The sequence below is a fragment of the Thermococcus pacificus genome (assembly GCF_002214485.1).
In the GTDB taxonomy this organism is placed as follows: domain Archaea; phylum Methanobacteriota_B; class Thermococci; order Thermococcales; family Thermococcaceae; genus Thermococcus; species Thermococcus pacificus.
Genome location: NZ_CP015102.1, coordinates 1,599,662 through 1,616,506 on the forward strand (window position 1 = coordinate 1,599,662; position 16,845 = coordinate 1,616,506).

Sequence of the window (16,845 nt, forward strand, 5' to 3'; positions counted from 1 at the left end):
AATGATAAGGGTTGGAACCTGCGGCTTCTGCGAGGGGCGCGGAAAGTACTACAGGGACTTCGATGCGGTGGAGGTACAGCAGACATTCTACAGGATACTCCGGGAAAAGACTCTCAAAAGGTGGAGGAAAGAGGCCCCGGAGGGCTTCACCTTTTCCATCAAGGCCTTCCAGGGGGCAGAGGACATTTAAGGTCCAAGGCTCAGGCACGGGTCCAGCTCGTCACCGTCAGCCGGTTAATGCCTCATCATCGCCCCGGAGATTCACTCGAAGCCCGGTTTTCTTACCTTTACCACCTCTCTGTTGACCAGGGTGGGCGGGACTTCGCCGTTCTTGAATGCTATGAGGTTTCTGGCCACTAACTCCGCCATGCCCTCCCTCGCCCCGTGGGTGGCGCTGCCTATGTGCGGTGCCAGGACCACGTTCTTCAGCTTGAACAGCTCCTCGTGATAGTAAGGCTCCTCCTCGAAGACATCTAAGCCAGCTCCGGCTATCCAGCCCTCCTTCAGGGCTTTTACCAGTGCCTCGGTATCCACTACCTTCCCGCGCGCTATGTTCACCAGAATCGCGGTCGGTTTCATGAGCCTAAGCCTCTCCTCGTTTATCATGTGGTAGGTCTCCTTCGTGAGCGGGACGGCAAGAACAACGAAGTCGCTCTCCCTCAATAGTTCTTCGAGCGGCCTGAACTCCGCGCCAAGCTCCTTCTCGACTTCGGGCTTTCTTGTGCGGGAGTTGTAGAGTATTCTCATACCAAAGCCTTTTGCCCTCCTCGCTATGGCCTGCCCTATCCTTCCAAAGCCGACTATTCCAATAGTTTTACCGTAGACATCGTAGCCGAGGAACATGAGCGGGTGCCAGGCAACACCGCGCCTCTTCCACTCACCGGAGCGGACGAAGTTATCGGCTTCAACCAGCCTCCTGGCGGTAGCCAATAGAAGCGTCCAGGCGAAGTCGGCTGTGGCGTTGGTAAGCACATCGGGCGTGTTGGTAACGTAGATTCCGCGCTTTGTTGCTTCCCCAATGTCTATGTTGTCATAGCCGACGGCGTAGTTCGCCACGATTCTAAGCCTTGGGGCGTTCTCGAAAACCTCTTTATCAACCCTTTCGCTGACCATTGTAACTAGAGCGTCAGCGTCACGGGCCTTTTCGAGGAAGAGCTCTCTTGGTATTTCATGCTCCCCCTCCCAAACCTCGACCTCGAAGTGCTCTCTGAGGAGTTTTATACCGTTTTCAGGGATGTTTCTGGTTATGAACACCTTCGGCTTCATACTCCCACCTGAACGTTTTGATGCGGGTAAACTATTAATACTTTCGGAGCGATGTTTACTCGGTGATTTCCCATGAGGTACGAGAAGTTTCTTGCCGGCCGGGCTAACTGGGTAAAGGGCTCTGCCCTCGCGGAGGTTATGAAGAAGGCAGCCGAGCTCAGGGCCCGGGGGAAGGAGTTAATCTCCCTTTCGGCAGGTGACCCCGACCCGAACCTGATTCCGAGGGAGATTCTCGGCGAGCTGGCGAGGGAAGTTCTTTCAAACGTCCCTGCCTCAGTGATGTACACCCCTGCAAATGGGATTCCCGAGCTCAGGGAGGAGATATCGAGGTTCCTTGAGAGATACGAGGGCTATAAAGTCTCCCCAGAGGACATCATAATAACAGTCGGCGGCACCGGTGCCCTCGACCTCCTCGGAAGGATCCTCATAGACCCAGGTGACGCGGTGATAACAGAGAACCCGAGCTACATAAACACCCTGCTGGCATTTGAGCAGCTTGGGGCAAAGATTTACGGTGTTCCCGTTGACGGGGAGGGAATGAGGGTAGACCTCCTCGAGGAGAAGCTCAGGGAACTCAGGGCCAAGGGTGTGAAGGTGAAGTTCATATACACAATCCCAACCGGCCAGAACCCGATGGGCGTGACCATGAGTCACGAGAGGAGAAAGGCCCTCCTGGAGATTGCCAGCGAGCACGACCTCCTCATCGTTGAGGACTCAGCCTACAACTTCATGCGCTACGAGGGCGAAGCGACGCCGCTAAAGGCAATGGACGATGAGGGGCGCGTCATAGTGGCCGGAACCCTGAGCAAGGTGCTCGGTACGGGTTTCAGGGTCGGCTGGGTAATCGCTCATGGCGAGGTCAAGCAGAAGATACTAATGGAGAAGTCACCCATAGACTTCTGCGCGCCCACGATATCGCAGTACATAGCCCTCGAGTACCTAAGAAGGGGCTACTTCGAGGAGTACCACCTCAAGAGGGGCCTGCTGGGCTACAAGGAGAAGAGGGACGTGATGCTCTCGGCGCTTGAGGAGAACCTGCCGGACGCGGAGTTCACCAGGCCAATAGCTGGAATGTTCGTGATGTTCTTCCTTCCCAGCGGGGCCGACGGCATGGCCTTTGCATCGGAGCTCATGGAGAAGAAAGGCGTTGTCGTTGTCCCGGGCGGGCCGTTCTACACCGACGAGAGCGGGAAAAACGCTATTAGGCTGAACTTCTCAAGACCCGGCAAAGAGGAGATAGAGGAGGGCATAAAGAGGCTCGCGGAGCTGTACCGCGAGAAGTTCTGACCCTTTCTTTTTTCACTCAGTCGAAGTCCCATATCGTCCTTCCCTTGTAGAACATCATGACGTAGCCGCAGTTTTTGCAGATGACTATCTTGACCTTGTGTGCCGTAAAGCCCCACTTGCTGTCGAGCTTGCCCTCCTCGACCTGGAAGTCAGTATTCCCGCAGAGGGGACACACAAGCTGGCGCCTTTCCATTATTACCACCACATTTAGTAGGAGTTGGAATATAAAAGCTTTTTGCCACGGGAAAGTTTCTTAAAAACCTTCACCAAGATGACTGCATGAGCTTGAAAGGCAGGGTTGCAGGCATCAGCGACGACGGTCTCGGCGTACTTGAAGTTAACGGGAGAAGGTTTTACGTCCCGTTCGCCTATCCGGGCGATGTTGTAGGGGTTAAGGAGGCAAAGCGCCGCTTTGGAAGGAAAATCGCGCGGGATTTTGAGCTGGTCGAGGGATCCCCACTGAGGCAGGGGGCAAGATGTCCCCACTTTGGGACCTGTGGTGGCTGCCTCTGGCAGGGGCTGAAGTATAAGGAGCAACTGGGGCTAAAAGCGGAGATTTTCGAGAGAATAACAGGAATAGATGCCGAGATAAGGGGCTCACCCAGAATCTGGGGCTTCCGCAACGTGAGCAACTTCATAGTCACAGTGAGTGGAATCGGCCTTAAGGAGTACGGGAATCCTTTGGGCGTTGCCGACCTGAGAGAGTGCCCCGTCTTCTCGAAGAGAACGCCGGAATACCTCCACTCTCTCCGCGAATTCCTTAATGAAACCCGCCTCAAGCCCTGGGATTTGAGGGAGAAAACCGGAGAAGTTCACTACCTCCAGGTGAGGGAGGGCAAGTTCACAGGCGAGGTCATGGTGAACCTCATTGCCCACATGAAACCTCTGGGTGGTGTCATAGAAGCTTTCAAAGGATATTTCTCCTTCGCGGACTCACTCTACTGGAGCCTGAAAACCGATACAAGGGACGACCCTCGCGGTGAAGCGGAGCTTATAGCGGGAGAACCCTACATACACGAGCGTATTGAGGACGTCGTCTACCTGATACACCCCAACAGCTTCTTCCAGACGAACAGCTACGCTCTGCCGCTTCTCCTTAAGGCCGTTGAAGGCTTCACGGACGGAGAGAAGGTTCTCGACCTCTACTCCGGCGTCGGCACCTTTGGGGTGTGGCTGGCTAAGAAAGGGTTCAAGGTTGAGGGCGTTGAGCTGAATCCCTTCGCGGTGGAGATGGCAAACAAAAACGCCGAGCTCAACGGTGTTGATGCCACCTTTAGGGTTGGAAGGGCTGAAGAGACGCCAATAGGGGACTACGACACCGTAATCGTTGACCCGCCGAGAAAGGGGCTGAAGGATGCGGCCGATTTGCTCGTGAAAGGCGGCGTTGAGAAAATCGTTTACGTCTCCTGCAATCCTAAAGCGTTCAGGCTCGACTACAAGAAGCATTTGAAGAATGCATACCGCGTTGAAAACGCCGTTCTTATCGATATGTTTCCGCACACGCCGCACGTGGAGGCTGTTGTGGAGTTGAAAAAGAAAGGGGGTTAAACCGCCTTCCAGAACGGATCCTGCTGGGCCTTCACCTTCGCCGTCATTTTCAGCGCCTTTATGTCCGTCTCGTCGAGCTCGTTCTTGAGCTGCTTGGCGAGGAGTATGACGTCGTTCTTGCTGAGGTCGACGTAGAGGGTCTCGCCGGGTTGGATGTGCCTGCCGACTATAGCCCCCTCGATCGCCACTGCAACAGCGTCACCCTTCTTGGCCTCCTGGACGAAGTCGTTCTTGTTCTTGATGGACTTTATAACTCCTACTTTCTCCCCGTTCTGCTTGATGAGGACGACTCCGGGCCTTATCCTGCCCTCAAGAACCTCAACGCCGACTATAGCCGGCTTGCTCCTCCTGAAGACGTAGCGTTCATCAGGGTAGAGTCTTATAACGCCCGGGAAGGTCACGTTCTTGAGGAGCTCGCGCTTCTTCTTCTCCTCTTGCTCCGTGACCCAAGCCTCGTAGTCCTCGATGAGCTTGTAGATGATGTTGCCCACGAAGATGGGGACGCCCTTGGCCTTCGCTACTTCCTCGGCGTCTTCGTTCACCTTAACGTTGAAGCCGAGGACGACACCATACTTTTCGTCCTCTTCTTTGACGCTTAAGGCCTCCATCACGTCGGTCTTGCTGATGTTCCCGACGTCGGCCTTCCTTATCGGGATGTTCTTCTCGCTTAGCTCCTTGCTCAAAGCCTCCAGAGAGCCGAGGGTGTCGGCCTTCACTATGACGCCTACCTTTCCGGTGTTTATGACGACACTCTGTATCTGGCTAAGGATTTCTTCTTTGGCTTTCTCGATTTCTTCCTCGGAGCGGGCGGCAATGACCGGTGAACCGGCTAACGCTTCCTCAAGGCCGGGGGCGGCTATCTTTATACCTGCCGCTGCCACAACTTCGTCGACCTGATCGAAGCGGAAGCGCGGGTCTCTAATCTCGTCGAGGGGCTTGGGCTTGAGCAGGGCGCGAATTTTGGTAACTATCGCCTTGTCCTTTCCGCCAACCACTATCGTGTCGTCCTTTCTGAGTGTTCCATCGTAGACGATGACGTCTATCGTGGTTCCAAGGCCAAGTTCTTCCCTAACTTCAAGGATGGTGCCCCTTGCTGGTCCCTCGACCTCTATCTTCAGCTGCTCCTCGAGGTACTTCTGGCTCAATCCGGCGATGAGAACGAGCAGCTCGGGAACGCCTATTCCGTATTTGGCGGAAATCGGGACTATCGCAAGCTCGCGCGTGAAGTTCTGAACCCTATCAAACCTGTTCGCCTGGAAGCCCATCTCGTAGAACTTCCCTATCAGCTCCCAGAGCTTGGTTTCTAACTCCTGCTGTGCCCTCGGGTCCTGCTTTTTGATGTTCACCAAAAACGGTTCGTCCTCCTCGACCTTCCAGCCCTTTATCCTGTCTATCTTGTTGGCGGCGACGATGAAGGGCGTCCTGTTCTTCCTGAGTATCTCGATGCTCTCTATCGTCTGCGGCTGGAAGCCCTCGTTGATGTCCACTATGAGGACGGCCAGGTCCGCTAAACTTCCTCCGCGGGCGCGCAGGCTCGTGAAGGCCTCGTGGCCGGGTGTGTCGATGAAGAGCAGTCCCGGGAGCTTTATCTCACCCTTCCAGAGCTTGATGAGCGGGCCCGCTAAGGTTCTAACGGTCTCTATCGGAACCTCCGTCGCACCGATGTGCTGCGTTATTCCACCGGCCTCTTTGGCCGCAACCTTCGTGCGCCTTATCCTGTCAAGCAGGGTCGTCTTTCCATGGTCAACGTGACCGAGAACCGCGATGATGGGCTGTCTAATCTTCTTCGTCATTTCCCTCACCTCTGACCCTAACTCCTTTGAGTGCTTTTAAAGGGTTCGGCGCAAAAATTAAAAGTCCCCATAGTAATTCCGCTCGGTGGTTGGATGATAGGGTTCGTCATCGGCACGGTTCTTGGAATAGCGGCAGCTTTAATCTACGGCAGGTTCAAAGGGAAAGCCGGAGAGCTGACGATGGCCGCGATGGGGATTCCGTTGTTTACCTACCTGGCCGCTATGGGGTTCTACAGTGGTTGGGACTTTGCCGGGGGTTCCGTCTTTTTTAGCACCCCTCTCGGGAACTTCACGCCGAACGAGCTGATAGGTCTTGAGACGTTTCTCGCCACCCTCGTTGCATTCACATACGTCTGGTTCGCTCCAAGAATGCCCTCACGATAGACGGACTGATGGGAACTTCTCTTTCGGTGAACTACGCCCTAATGGCCGGAGCTGGACTAGCCGCGAGTGGGGGTCTGCTTCCCTTTCTTCTCAGCCTCGCCCTCGTCGCGGGTTTCAACTTCCTATCCTCGAGGGACCCGATGAGGGCACTCAAGGCCGTCCCCTGCGGAGAAACCCTGAGAACTCTGGTCAATGGCAGAGAAATAGACTGCCTGACGGACAACGTGAGCTATGGGGGTTACAGGGGCAGAAACACTCTGGTTGTCGGTGGGAAATTCGTTAAAGAGTTTCCGCGCTGGAGGGAGGTCGTTGAGTGCCTCCTGAGAGTCCCATATAGTGAAACACCGCAGAAAATCCTCGGTTACAGTTCCTCGTTCCTTATGGTTGCCGTGGGGTTTGTCCTTCCTCCAGGCCTCTTCGCTATCGCGGTGTTGTATGCTCTTGCCTTTGTCATGATGATGGGAGTTGCGGCGTATCTTGTTAGAAGAACAAAGAAGCACATTCCGGAGGACTGCAAGGAAGTGATGAAAGAGTACGCGGAGTTCTACAGAAAGAAGGCAAAGGAGAGGGATAAAAGGTCGATTGTAATAGACTAGCGCTCCAGGCAGTCCGTGCTGTCTAGGTATTCTTTCTTTGTCCTTGCATGGGTGTGATAGAACCAGTCAGCGGCCTTGCAGTATTCGAAAAGCTCCTCCGGCTTGAAGTAGAGGTTTATCTCCCTCTCCGCGCTTTCAGGGCTGTCCGAAGCGTGGATGACGTTGTAGATTGCATCGCCGACGTCGAGGCCGTAGTCCCCCCTTATGCTCCCCGGCTCGGCGTCCTTCGGGTCTGTTGCTCCCGCCATCTTCCTGACGACGCTTATAGCGTATCTGCCCTCGACGACCATGACGACGCTCGGGGCCTTGGTTATGTAGTCGATGAGAGGCTCGAAGAAGGGCTTGCCCTTGTGCTCCTCATAGTGCTTCTCGGCAAGCTCTCTGTCAATCCACATCATCTTCATTCCGACTATTTTGAGGCCTCTCTTCTCAAAGCGAGATATAATTTCGCCCATTAGGCCCCTAACGACTGCGTCCGGCTTCAGAATAACGAGGGTTCTTTCAATCTGTTTGTCGGCCATCGGCAACACCGGGGGTAATTGGGTTGTAGTGTTAATAGGCTTTTTGGAAATCAACCCTAAGAAGGTTCACCAGAAACGCCGGAAACAGGGAGAAAAGAAGGAAATCACTTCCTCTTGGCCCTCTGGAGGCGGGCCTCCTCGAAGGCCTTGGTCCACTTGAGCTTCCTGGGGTTCCTGCCCATGAAGTAGAGCTTCTCGCACTTGCTGGAGCAGAAGAACATGACTCTGCCGTCGTTCCTGACGAACATCTTGCCCGTTCCCGGCTCGAATTCCTTTCCACAGTAGGAGCAGACGTTCCAGCGGGCCATCTTTACCTCCTCCTCTTGATTTCTCTGGCCTCACGCTCGGTCTCTCTGAGTATGACTATGTCGCCGACGCGGACCGGGCCCTTTATGTTCCTTCTTATAACCCTGCCCTTGTCGCGGCCCTCAAGGACCCTAACCTTGACCTGAGTAACGCCACCGGTGACGCCGGTCCTTCCAACGATCTCTATTACCTCAGCTGGGAAGCCTTCGTCGCTCATATCTCACACCCCTAAATTCAAAACTCTCAACGCAGAGATCACCTTAAACCTTTCCGTGAGCATAAGGAAGGAAAAGGAGCTCACTTCATGAGCTCCCTGACCTTCGTGGCGATGTCCTCAACGAGCTCGCGGGCCTTGCCGGGCTCAACTATGGCAACGCTGGCAGAGGGAACCTCAAGCCCGGCGGCGGCACCGAGCTCCTTCTTGCTCGGGACGTATATGTACGGTATCTCCTTCTCCTCGCACAGCGGCGGGAGGTGGGCAACTATCTCCTCAGGGTCGACATCCTCAGCGATGACAACGAGCTTGGCCTGGCCCCTCTCAACGGCCTTGGTCGTCTCGTTGGTACCCTTCCTTATTCTTCCGGTGTCGCGAGCGAGCTCAACGGCCTCAAGGGCCTTCTCAGCAAGCTCCTGCGGAACCTCAAACTTGACGTAGCTTGGCTTAGCCATCCTTCATCCCTCCGGAATCCTCATCGTTCATCGAGTTTAGCATGCTCGATTCCGGGGGAGGCTTTAAAAGGATTTCGATATCAGCAGCGGCCAAGCTCGTCATTCCCAGCGGGTCAGCGGGATAAAAGAAGGAAAACCTCATCATCTTGCCGGTTCGGATTCTGACGCTACTTAGACTCCTTCGCGTAGCCGCGGTAGATTTCAAGGCTTCTCTTAGCTCTAGCGCGCGGTATCTGGTGGCCCATTATAGCGACAATCTCATCGGCCTTCGCCTTGCCGTGGTGGAGCATCTTTCTCTCCGTCTTTATCTTCTCGACCTTGAAGGTGTAGCCGCCGACTTCAAGAACCTCGCCGACGACGAACTCTTCATCCCTCGGAACCTTGACCTTGAAGGCCTGCGTGAGGCCCTTCGGGAGGTAGATGGAGACCTTGATGACCTTTGGATAGGTCAGACTCTCGCCCCAGAGTGTTTTAATCTCCCCTATCCTGGCCTTCTCGACGCGTTTGTCACCTTCAAGCTCTATGCCCGTTATCCTGACTTCGTCATCCTCAGTCTCAACTATGTCGCCGACTCTGATTTCTTCCCCTTCAGGAAGTTCCACCTCGCTCTTGAAGCTCCTCTCGTGCTTGCTGACTATGAGCGGAACCTTGACGAACTTTGGCAGCGTAACGTGCCAGACGTTCCCGCACTCGTTGCACTTGAGGGTAAGCTCCCTCCCCCTCTCCTTGATGACCTCAACATCATCGCTCCCGCACTCGGGACACACAAAATACTCCTCCATTTTCATCACCACCCGCGCTTAGGAAAGAAGGTTTAAAAAAGGTACTGGGTCGGGCTCACATCATGCCAGTTCCGTACTTCATCATCTTGTCGACGAGCTTTCTGCCATCCCTCATCAGGTCAACGACCTTCCTTATCATCACCCTCTCTCCACTTAACGCCGGTCGAACCTTTCCATGTTGACTGAACGACCGCCTTAACCCTCCCCGTGCCATTGGCACTCTGATCCATCTTCACATACTCATTTCTTCGATGTGTGCCTCTCCACCGTATCATATTTTATATTTATATAATGATTAAGTCTCCCTCGTGGCCAGCTCCACCCTGTAAGTCCTCCCCTCCTTGACGCGCACTATAAGGCCCTTCTCCTCCATCTCGCGGAGGAGTATGCTGACCTTGGCCTTTGAAACTCCCAGCTTCTCGGCCAGCTCGCTCTGAAGAACAGGACCCTCCTTCAGGATGGCCAGCACCTTCTCCTCGTCGGTTCTGAGATGGGTGAGCTCCCCACTCCTCTTTCTCTCGCGGTAGAGGATGTAACCGTAAACTGTGCCGCCGCCGATTACAAGGCCTGCCATGAAAAGCCCCGCATAGAAGAGCGGTGACGGCTGTTTCGGTGGCGTTATCTCGCCCGAAAAGCCGACTATGAAGTAGAACTCCTCGCCGGCGCGGACGTTTTGCCTGTCCCACTCAAGAAGGAGCCTTGTCGTCGAGCTTTCCACCCTGTCCGGGGAGGGGATTATGGGCGAGAGAACGGCGTAGCCCTTCGGAACGACAAGCTGGACGTGGAGAAGGCCGACCGGCTGGCTGAACTTAACGTAGTAGGTGAATTGCTGCTTTCCATCAGTCTCGGTTATCATTCCCCGCGTCCTGAAGGTCAGGCGTATCTTTGCGCTCTCGCCGGGTCTGAGCAGGGGGAAGTTCATATAGACCGCATTCGTCCCGCCTAGAACATCCCCAACGGTAACGTTTACCGGAACCGTCGTGTTGCCGCGTTCCATAACCGCCTTCGGGTTCTCGACGGGGTAATCGGTGTATATCACGTACCGGGTCAGGTTGACCCGGGATGTCAGGTCCATCTCAACCGTTTCCCGTATGTTATCGGGGGTTATGACGTCAAAATAAACTGCGTAGGCGTTTATCTCATAATCGTAGGCCTGGGCGTGAACCATGGGCAGGAAAAGGCTCAAAAGGAGGAAGGGGAGGACTAACCCGATTAAAGCTGGCTTCCTTCCTCGGGGTTCTTTATTTTCAACAGCGGACATACGTCCATACACTCCCTACAGTGGGTGCAGAGGTCGTAGTTCACCACTATCTTCTTGCTCCTCGGGTCTATGCTGAGCGCCCCCTCGGGACACTTGCCGACGCAGACGCCGCATCCAACGCACTCGTAGGCGCGCTTGACGAGGTGATAAGCCTGCACTCCCTCGTTGAAGTCCTCGGCATAAGCCCCATCCTCTCTAAAGACAACGTCGCCCGCTCTTATGTAGTTTTCGCCCTCCTCGACCTCCCCGAGTATCGGCGCGACCTCGCGGATCCTGTTGAGGTTGACAACCGTGTTGAAGCGGACTATGAAGGTGCCGTCTTCTGTTTCTTCCATTGAGTACTTAACCGGCTCCCAGGAGCGCTCCTCCGGGACTTCGACGCCGAGTTCTCTTGCAATGGCTTTCTCACCCTTGCTGAGCTTCTTCCAGCGCCAGAAGCCGTAGGTTATCCACTCGTCCGGCATGTTGAAGCGTTTTTGCCAGCGTTTAAGCTCACTCTCCCACTTCGCCCACAGTTCGGGCTTCTCCTCCTTCAGCGTGTAAATCTCAGCAAGGGAAGCGCTGGGGCAGAGGAAGCAACCTATCCTATCCAGGCGGTCCTCGTAGAGCGGGTTGTACTTCAGTTTCCTGGAGAATATGTAGAGCCATACCTCCAATGCGCGCCAGTGGAATATCGGCGATGCCCCGGTCTCGTTCGGCACCCAGGGGTTCCTCCACACGCGGGGCTGTTTAAAGCGCTTTATGCTCTCGTACTTCCTCTGACCGACAAACATGAGAACTCCCTGCGGGTAGTTCTCCTTTATCGCCATCGTTATCGGGCCGAGCTTCGTGACCTTACAGCACCAGCGGTAGTCCCTCCCAGGCGGAGAGAAGACGTGTATGGCCCTCCAGAAGGCGTCGCCGGCGTCAGCGGCGATGAACTTTATCCCCTTCGGCTCAAGCTCCTTCTTCAGCTCCTCGACGTATTCAAGCGTCTCGGGGAACTCTATGCCAGTGTTGTTGAAGAAGACGGTGAAGCCATCTTCGCTAAACTCTTCAAGCGCCAGTCCGAGGACGGCTAAGCTGTCCTTCCCGCCGGAGAACGCCACCGCCACCGGAAGGTCCGAATACCTGTTCGCGGTCTTCCTCATGAAGCGCCTCGCTTCTTCAACCTTCTTCTCCAGCTCGATGCTGTTGGCGCGGAGGACGTCCTCCATAGTTGCTTTCTTCCCCTCGCGGTAGTTGACCGACTTCTGGCGCCTAACCTTCACTCCGGTGCCGCGCTCCTTGTTGGCCAGCCCCTCGTAGTCCTTCTTTGCTATGCCCGTCGCGATGACCTCACAGTCCTCCGATATTAAAATGACGTCGTCTCCCCGCCTTATGCTCGGCTCGGCCTCGGTTATCCCAACCGGGAGGAGGTTGGAGCCGCTGAGGATGGGTTCAACCGCGCCCCTATCGACGATTATCCACTTTTTCATATTCTTACCAAAGCGCTTCCAGAGGGCAATTGCTCCCTCGACCTTGAGGCCTGGCTTCCACCTCAGCTCGAGCGGGTCGAAGCGGATCCAGCCGAAGACGTAGCCGTCGAGGATTATCTCGTAGACGTCATCCTCACCGGGGGTTTTGCTTAGGAGGACTATCTTGCCGTCAAAGAGCTCGCCGACGTCGACGCCGTAGTGCTCTTTGAAGACGGAACGGATGAACTCTATGTCCTTTTCAAAGGCAAAGCGCAGGTCGCCCGGTGGAGTTATATCGAGCCTGAAGAGGGCTTCCTTTCCATGAACGGCACAGCTATCGCCGATGAGCGGGACGTTACACTCCTCGCACCAGTTGATGTAAGCCTTACCGAGGAAGACAGGCCTTCCCATTTCTCTCACCCGAGGCGAGAAGGGGGTGAGGGTTTATAAGGTAATAGGACGACTGGAATTCTCCTCCCCCGGTATTGTCCAACTTTTTTTCGAGGAAATGTTTATAAGGAAAAATATTAACAGGACATGAAAATTTCCTGGTGGTGATGGTAATGAGCTTTGCTGCTGCGGCTCTGGTTATCGTCGGCGTTTTTCTGTTGATACTGCTCCTGCTGAGCGTCAAGGTGATAAGGCCCTACCAGAAGGGACTGGTGGAGAGGCTCGGAAAGTTCAACAGAATCCTGGAACCGGGAATACACTTCATAGTGCCGTTCATGGAGCGCGTTAGAGTTGTGGACATGCGCGAGCACGTCGTCGATGTCCCGCCCCAGGAGGTCATCTGTAAGGACAACGTCGTCGTAACCGTCGATGCCGTCGTCTACTACCAGATAATGGATCCCGTGAAGGCCGTCTACAATGTCAGCAACTTCCTGATGGCGATTGTGAAGCTCGCCCAGACGAACCTCCGTGCCATAATCGGTGAGATGGAGCTCGACGAGACCCTCTCAGGGAGGGACATAATCAACGCCCGCTTAAGAGAAGAACTCGACAAGATAACCGACCGCTGGGGTGTCAAGATAACGCGCGTCGAGATACAGCGCATAGACCCGCCGAAGGACATCCAGGAGGCGATGGCCAAGCAGATGACGGCAGAGCGTGAGAAGAGGGCCATGATCCTCCTCGCGGAGGGTAAGAAGGAGAGCGCCATCAAGGAAGCTGAGGGTCAGAAGCAGGCCGCTATACTCAAGGCCGAGGGTGAGAAGCAGAGGCAGATACTCGTTGCCGAGGGCCAGGCAGAGGCCATAAGAAAGGTTCTTGAGGCCCTCCGGATGGCGGACGAGAAGTATCTGACCCTTCAGTACATTGAAAAGCTTCCGGACCTTGCCAAGTACGGCAACCTCATCGTCCCCTACGACACGGAATCACTCATCGGCCTGCTGAGGATACTCCAGAAGGTCAAAGAGACACCGCTCCCGGAGCCCAGGCCACCGGAGGATGGAAACTCCGGCGAGAACCCTGCGGGGGCGGAAAAGGCTTAAAGCCCTCTCAACCAATTTTTAAAAGGTGATGGGCATGGACCCCCTCCCCATCTCCCTTCTTATTCTCGGCCTCCTGATAATAGTCCTCGACATGATGGTGGCCGCCTTCATAACGCCGATAGGCGTGGCCTTCGCTACCCTTGGAATCCTGCTTGGCTTCGGAATCGAGTTCACGGAGAGCTTCGTTCTTTCCCTGATAGCCGCGGTCCTGGCCTACTTTGCGGTGGGCCGCTATATCAGGAGGGACGTGCAGGACATCGGCGCGAGGGAGAAAAAGTACACTTTCGAGCTTAAGGGCAAGAGGGGAAAGGTTGTGGAGATTGGAAAGGAACACTACATCGTGGAGCTTGAGGGCGATAAGTGGATAGCGCTGCCCGAGGGCGATGAAAAGCTGAAGATAGATGACGTCGTCGAGGTCGTCGACGTCGATGGCGTGAAGCTTATAGTAAGAAAGGTCTGAGGATTAGGTGGCCAAGTTTTTCTCCGTCTCTCCCCACAGCTCCCCCAGAGTTTTTCCAATCTTTGTTAACAGGCCGTTTCTGTAAACCACTTCCCCGTTCACCATGACCATCTCCACGTCGCTCCCTCTCGCGGAGTAAACGACGTGGGAGTAGGGGTTCTCCCCCGGAAGGAACTGCGGTTTTCTGGCGTCTATGAGGATCAGGTCCGCGAGGTAGCCAGGTTTTACCAGCCCCGCCCTCAGCCCCAGCGCCTTTGCGCCACCGACAGTTGCCCAGCGGAAAACCTCTCTGGCGCTTGCAACGTCTGTCCTCTTCCTCCAAACCTTGTTAAGGACCGCGGCGAAGCGCATCTCCTCGAACATGTCCATCAGTCCAACCGGGTTTGGAGAGTCGTTGCCGAGGGCTATGTTGGTTCCTCGCTCCGCCAGCTCGATTATAGGGGCTATCCTTCCTTCGAGCTTCGCCATACTGAGCGAGCAGTGGACAAGCGTAGCACCACTCCGGGAGTAAAGTTCAACCTCACTATCGCCCAAGTAGATGCCGTGGACGCCGATGAGCCTTTCGTTCAGAACGCCGGCCCTTTTGAGATACTCCACTGGAGTAAGGCCGTAGCGGCGCTTCACAGTTTCAACCTCACCCCGGCTCTGGGAGAGGTGGACGTGGATTAAAGCATCCCTCTCGCGGGCGAACTCTCCGATTTCCTTCATAAGCTCAAGTGAGACGGTGTTGGTGGCGTGGGGGGCTAACGTGGGCCTAACGAGGTCGTCCTTCCCGTCCCAGCGTTTGAAGAAGCGGAAGCCCTCTTCTGGAGAGGCTATCGGAAAATCAACCTCGTCCATGATGGTCTGGCCTATGAAGGCGCGGATTCCCAGCTTCTGGGCGACTTCCGCTATCTCATTAGCGAAGAAGTAGTGGTCGTTTATCGTTGTCGAGCCGTTTGCCAGGGCCTCGGCCATTCCAAGCAACGCCCAGCGACGGATTTCTTTGGGATCCCACTCAAGCTCCGCCGGCCATATGATCTCGTTGAGCCACCGCTCTATTGGGACGTCCTCGCCGAGCCCTCTAAAGCGGGCCATCGCGACGTGGGTGTGGGCGTTCACGAGGCCGGGCAGGATCAGATAACCCCTACCCCCGTAGACTTTGTCAACGCCATATTCCCTCAGCTCATCGGCCGGCACAACCGCCCGGATTATGCCGGACTCAACGATAACCGCAACGTCGCGGAGCGTCCTCTGGGCATCCACCAAGGTGCCTGTGAGCGCAATCATCGACATCACACTTGGAGATCTGGCAGATGGATACTTAAGGGTTTTGACACATCGGCATATAACGACCCAAAGAGTTTAAATTTTAAGCTCGGGAACTAAGAGTATGCCCCCGATAATTGTGATAAAAGCCGGCATACTGGCCATCGAGCCGTGGATGAATTGACTCTTCTCGGTTAGCTTTGATTGGCCCGGATTACTCGGCGTCCGGTTCCATCCCGGACCATCGCTATCGTTATAAACCCACTCTCAAAGCCTCTGGAGGTGGTAAGATGATAGATAAGGTTTACTGTGCCGATGTAACCCCTGAAATGGAAGGTAAGCGCGTCAAGCTCGCCGGATGGGTTTACAGGAAGAGAGAGGTAGGAAAGAAGGTTTTCATAGTCCTCCGCGACTCAAGCGGGATAGTCCAAACGGTATTCAAGAAGGAGCTGAGTGAAGAGGCCTACGCCGAGGCCAAAAAGGTCGGAATCGAGTCCAGCGTCATCATCGAGGGGACCGTCAAGGCAGACCCCCGCGCCCCGACGGGGGTCGAGGTTCAGGCGGACAGGATAGAGGTCATCCAGAACGTGGACTTCTTCCCGATAACGAAGGACGCGAGCGAGGAGTTCCTGCTCGACGTCAGGCACCTGCACCTGCACTCACCGAAGGTCGCCGCGGTGATGAAGGTCAAAGCCACACTGATGCAGGCCGCCAGAGAGTGGCTGACCCAGGACGGCTGGTACGAGGTCTTCCCGCCGATACTGGTTACTGGAGCGGTCGAAGGCGGCGCGACCCTCTTCAAGCTCAAGTACTTCGACAAGACCGCTTACCTAAGCCAGTCAGCCCAGCTCTACCTTGAGGCGGCAATCTTCGGCCTTGAGAAGGTCTGGTCTCTCACGCCGAGCTTTAGGGCAGAGAAGAGCAGGACGAGGAGACATTTGACAGAGTTCTGGCACTTGGAGCTTGAGGCCGCCTGGATGGACCTCTGGGACATCATGAAGGTCGAGGAAGAGCTGGTAAGTTACATGGTGCAGAGGACGCTTGAACTCAGGAAGAAGGAGATCGAGCTCTACCGCAAGGACGACATCAAAACTCTCAAGAACGCTGTCCCGCCGTTCCCGAGGATAAGCTACGATGAAGCCATCGACATACTCCAGAGCAAGGGCGTCCAGATAGAGTGGGGCGAGGACATGGGAGCCGACGAGGAGAGGATCCTCACCCAGGAGTTTGAGGCCCCGTTCTTCGTCTACGGTTATCCCAAGCATATCAAGGCCTTCTACATGAAGGAAGACCCCAGCGACCCGAGAAAAGTCCTCGCCGCAGACATGCTCGCGCCAGAGGGATACGGCGAAATCATCGGCGGAAGCCAGCGTGAGGACAGCTACGACAAGCTCGTGCAGAGAATCCTTGAGGAGGGCATGAAACCGGAGGACTACGAGTGGTACCTCGACCTCAGGAAGTACGGTTCAGTCCCGCACAGTGGCTTCGGTCTCGGCTTGGAAAGGCTCGTAGCATGGGTTCTCAAGCTTGACCACGTGAGGTGGGCGACCCTCTTCCCGAGGACGCCAAGCAGGCTCTACCCGTGAGCCTGCCCCCACCACAACTTTTATAAGACTCTTCCTGAGAGCTTTAGCCCGAGGGCCCGTAGCCTAGCAGGATAGGGCGCCGGCCTTCTAAGCCGGAGGTCGCGGGTTCGAATCCCGCCGGGCCCGCCACAGAAACTTTGCCTTCGCAAAGCTTCATCAAAGTTCGCATGTCGTTTTTGGAAATTCTCGATTTTAAGGAGGGTTTGCTCTTT

General features: G+C 55.3%; 19 protein-coding genes, 1 tRNA gene and 1 pseudogene. 9 read left to right on the top strand and 12 right to left on the bottom strand.

The genetic code is table 11. The features are described 5' to 3' along the window. Position 1 precedes the first annotated feature (1 nt). Positions 2-175 (top strand): annotated as a pseudogene (locus A3L08_RS08780) (DUF72 domain-containing protein); the annotation flags it as partial. An 86-nt stretch (positions 176-261) separates the two neighbouring features. Here the strand turns inward: A3L08_RS08780 and gyaR are convergent. After that, entirely contained in the window at positions 262-1,266 is a 1,005-nt protein-coding gene (gyaR, locus tag A3L08_RS08785) for a glyoxylate reductase (protein ID WP_088854649.1), read from the bottom strand. A 72-nt stretch (positions 1,267-1,338) separates the two neighbouring features. Here gyaR and A3L08_RS08790 point away from each other — a divergent pair, with 72 nt between their 5' ends. Beyond that, on the top strand, positions 1,339-2,553 hold the full coding sequence (locus A3L08_RS08790; protein ID WP_088854650.1) for an aminotransferase-like domain-containing protein: 1,215 nt from the start codon (positions 1,339-1,341) through the stop codon (positions 2,551-2,553). Between the two features lie 16 nt (positions 2,554-2,569). Here A3L08_RS08790 and A3L08_RS09950 read toward each other — a convergent pair whose 3' ends face one another. Then, a complete protein-coding gene (locus tag A3L08_RS09950; RefSeq protein ID WP_232461793.1) occupies positions 2,570-2,746 on the bottom strand; it encodes a zinc ribbon domain-containing protein in 177 nt (58 codons plus the stop codon). Between the two features lie 86 nt (positions 2,747-2,832). Here A3L08_RS09950 and rlmD point away from each other — a divergent pair, with 86 nt between their 5' ends. Then, the gene (gene rlmD / locus A3L08_RS08795) at positions 2,833-4,101 is read left to right on the top strand and encodes a 23S rRNA (uracil(1939)-C(5))-methyltransferase RlmD (protein ID WP_088854651.1); all 1,269 of its coding nucleotides are present in this window, start codon (positions 2,833-2,835) and stop codon (positions 4,099-4,101) included. On the opposite strand, the gene infB is transcribed toward rlmD, so the two are convergent. Further along, on the bottom strand, positions 4,098-5,903 hold the full coding sequence (infB, locus tag A3L08_RS08800; protein ID WP_232461724.1) for a translation initiation factor IF-2: 1,806 nt from the start codon (positions 5,901-5,903) through the stop codon (positions 4,098-4,100). The genes rlmD and infB overlap by 4 nt on opposite strands. Before the next feature lie 84 nt (positions 5,904-5,987). On the opposite strand from infB, the gene A3L08_RS08805 reads away from it, so the two are divergent. After that, positions 5,988-6,278, top strand: coding sequence for a hypothetical protein (locus tag A3L08_RS08805; RefSeq protein ID WP_088854653.1), 291 nt, complete (start codon positions 5,988-5,990; stop codon positions 6,276-6,278). 8 nt (positions 6,279-6,286) lie between these two features. Continuing rightward, complete coding sequence (locus A3L08_RS08810) at positions 6,287-6,874, top strand: hypothetical protein (RefSeq protein ID WP_157721613.1); 588 nt, start codon at positions 6,287-6,289, stop codon at positions 6,872-6,874. Here A3L08_RS08810 and ndk read toward each other — a convergent pair. From ndk to A3L08_RS08845, 8 genes are all read right to left on the bottom strand, one after another. Continuing rightward, positions 6,871-7,395: a nucleoside-diphosphate kinase gene (ndk, locus tag A3L08_RS08815; RefSeq protein ID WP_088854655.1), complete on the bottom strand. Its 525-nt coding sequence runs from the start codon at positions 7,393-7,395 to the stop codon at positions 6,871-6,873. The two genes, A3L08_RS08810 and ndk, sit on opposite strands and share 4 nt — an antisense overlap. A 104-nt stretch (positions 7,396-7,499) precedes the next feature. Next, positions 7,500-7,703, bottom strand: a complete 204-nt coding sequence (locus A3L08_RS08820; protein ID WP_088854656.1) for a 50S ribosomal protein L24e — start codon at positions 7,701-7,703, stop codon at positions 7,500-7,502. Positions 7,704-7,705: 2 nt separating this feature from the next. After that, entirely contained in the window at positions 7,706-7,918 is a 213-nt protein-coding gene (locus A3L08_RS08825; protein ID WP_088854657.1) for a 30S ribosomal protein S28e, read from the bottom strand. Between the two features lie 80 nt (positions 7,919-7,998). Then, on the bottom strand, positions 7,999-8,370 hold the full coding sequence (gene rpl7ae / locus A3L08_RS08830; RefSeq protein WP_088854658.1) for a 50S ribosomal protein L7Ae: 372 nt from the start codon (positions 8,368-8,370) through the stop codon (positions 7,999-8,001). 167 nt (positions 8,371-8,537) lie between these two features. Continuing rightward, entirely contained in the window at positions 8,538-9,152 is a 615-nt protein-coding gene (locus A3L08_RS08835) for an HVO_0476 family zinc finger protein (RefSeq protein ID WP_088854659.1), read from the bottom strand. Between the two features lie 55 nt (positions 9,153-9,207). Beyond that, positions 9,208-9,372: a hypothetical protein gene (locus A3L08_RS09955; protein WP_157721614.1), complete on the bottom strand. Its 165-nt coding sequence runs from the start codon at positions 9,370-9,372 to the stop codon at positions 9,208-9,210. Between the two features lie 75 nt (positions 9,373-9,447). After that, positions 9,448-10,413, bottom strand: coding sequence for a helix-turn-helix transcriptional regulator (locus A3L08_RS08840; RefSeq protein WP_088854660.1), 966 nt, complete (start codon positions 10,411-10,413; stop codon positions 9,448-9,450). Beyond that, positions 10,365-12,260 carry a phosphoadenosine phosphosulfate reductase domain-containing protein gene (locus A3L08_RS08845; RefSeq protein ID WP_088854661.1) on the bottom strand — a complete coding sequence of 632 codons (1,896 nt, stop codon included), beginning with the start codon at positions 12,258-12,260 and terminating at the stop codon, positions 10,365-10,367. The genes A3L08_RS08840 and A3L08_RS08845 overlap by 49 nt, the downstream gene beginning before the upstream one ends. A 152-nt stretch (positions 12,261-12,412) precedes the next feature. Between A3L08_RS08845 and A3L08_RS08850 the strand changes: the two genes are divergently transcribed. Together A3L08_RS08850 and A3L08_RS08855 are read left to right on the top strand one after the other, a co-directional pair. Continuing rightward, complete coding sequence (locus tag A3L08_RS08850; protein ID WP_088854662.1) at positions 12,413-13,339, top strand: SPFH domain-containing protein; 927 nt, start codon at positions 12,413-12,415, stop codon at positions 13,337-13,339. A gap of 34 nt (positions 13,340-13,373) precedes the next feature. Then, on the top strand, positions 13,374-13,799 hold the full coding sequence (locus tag A3L08_RS08855; protein WP_088854663.1) for an NfeD family protein: 426 nt from the start codon (positions 13,374-13,376) through the stop codon (positions 13,797-13,799). 3 nt (positions 13,800-13,802) lie between these two features. Here A3L08_RS08855 and A3L08_RS08860 read toward each other — a convergent pair whose 3' ends face one another. Beyond that, positions 13,803-15,068: an amidohydrolase family protein gene (locus tag A3L08_RS08860; RefSeq protein WP_088854664.1), complete on the bottom strand. Its 1,266-nt coding sequence runs from the start codon at positions 15,066-15,068 to the stop codon at positions 13,803-13,805. Positions 15,069-15,337: 269 nt separating this feature from the next. On the opposite strand from A3L08_RS08860, the gene asnS reads away from it, so the two are divergent. Beyond that, positions 15,338-16,633: an asparagine--tRNA ligase gene (gene asnS, locus A3L08_RS08865; RefSeq protein ID WP_088854665.1), complete on the top strand. Its 1,296-nt coding sequence runs from the start codon at positions 15,338-15,340 to the stop codon at positions 16,631-16,633. 52 nt (positions 16,634-16,685) lie between these two features. Further along, positions 16,686-16,762, top strand: a tRNA-Arg gene (locus tag A3L08_RS08870). Positions 16,763-16,845: the final 83 nt, after the last annotated feature.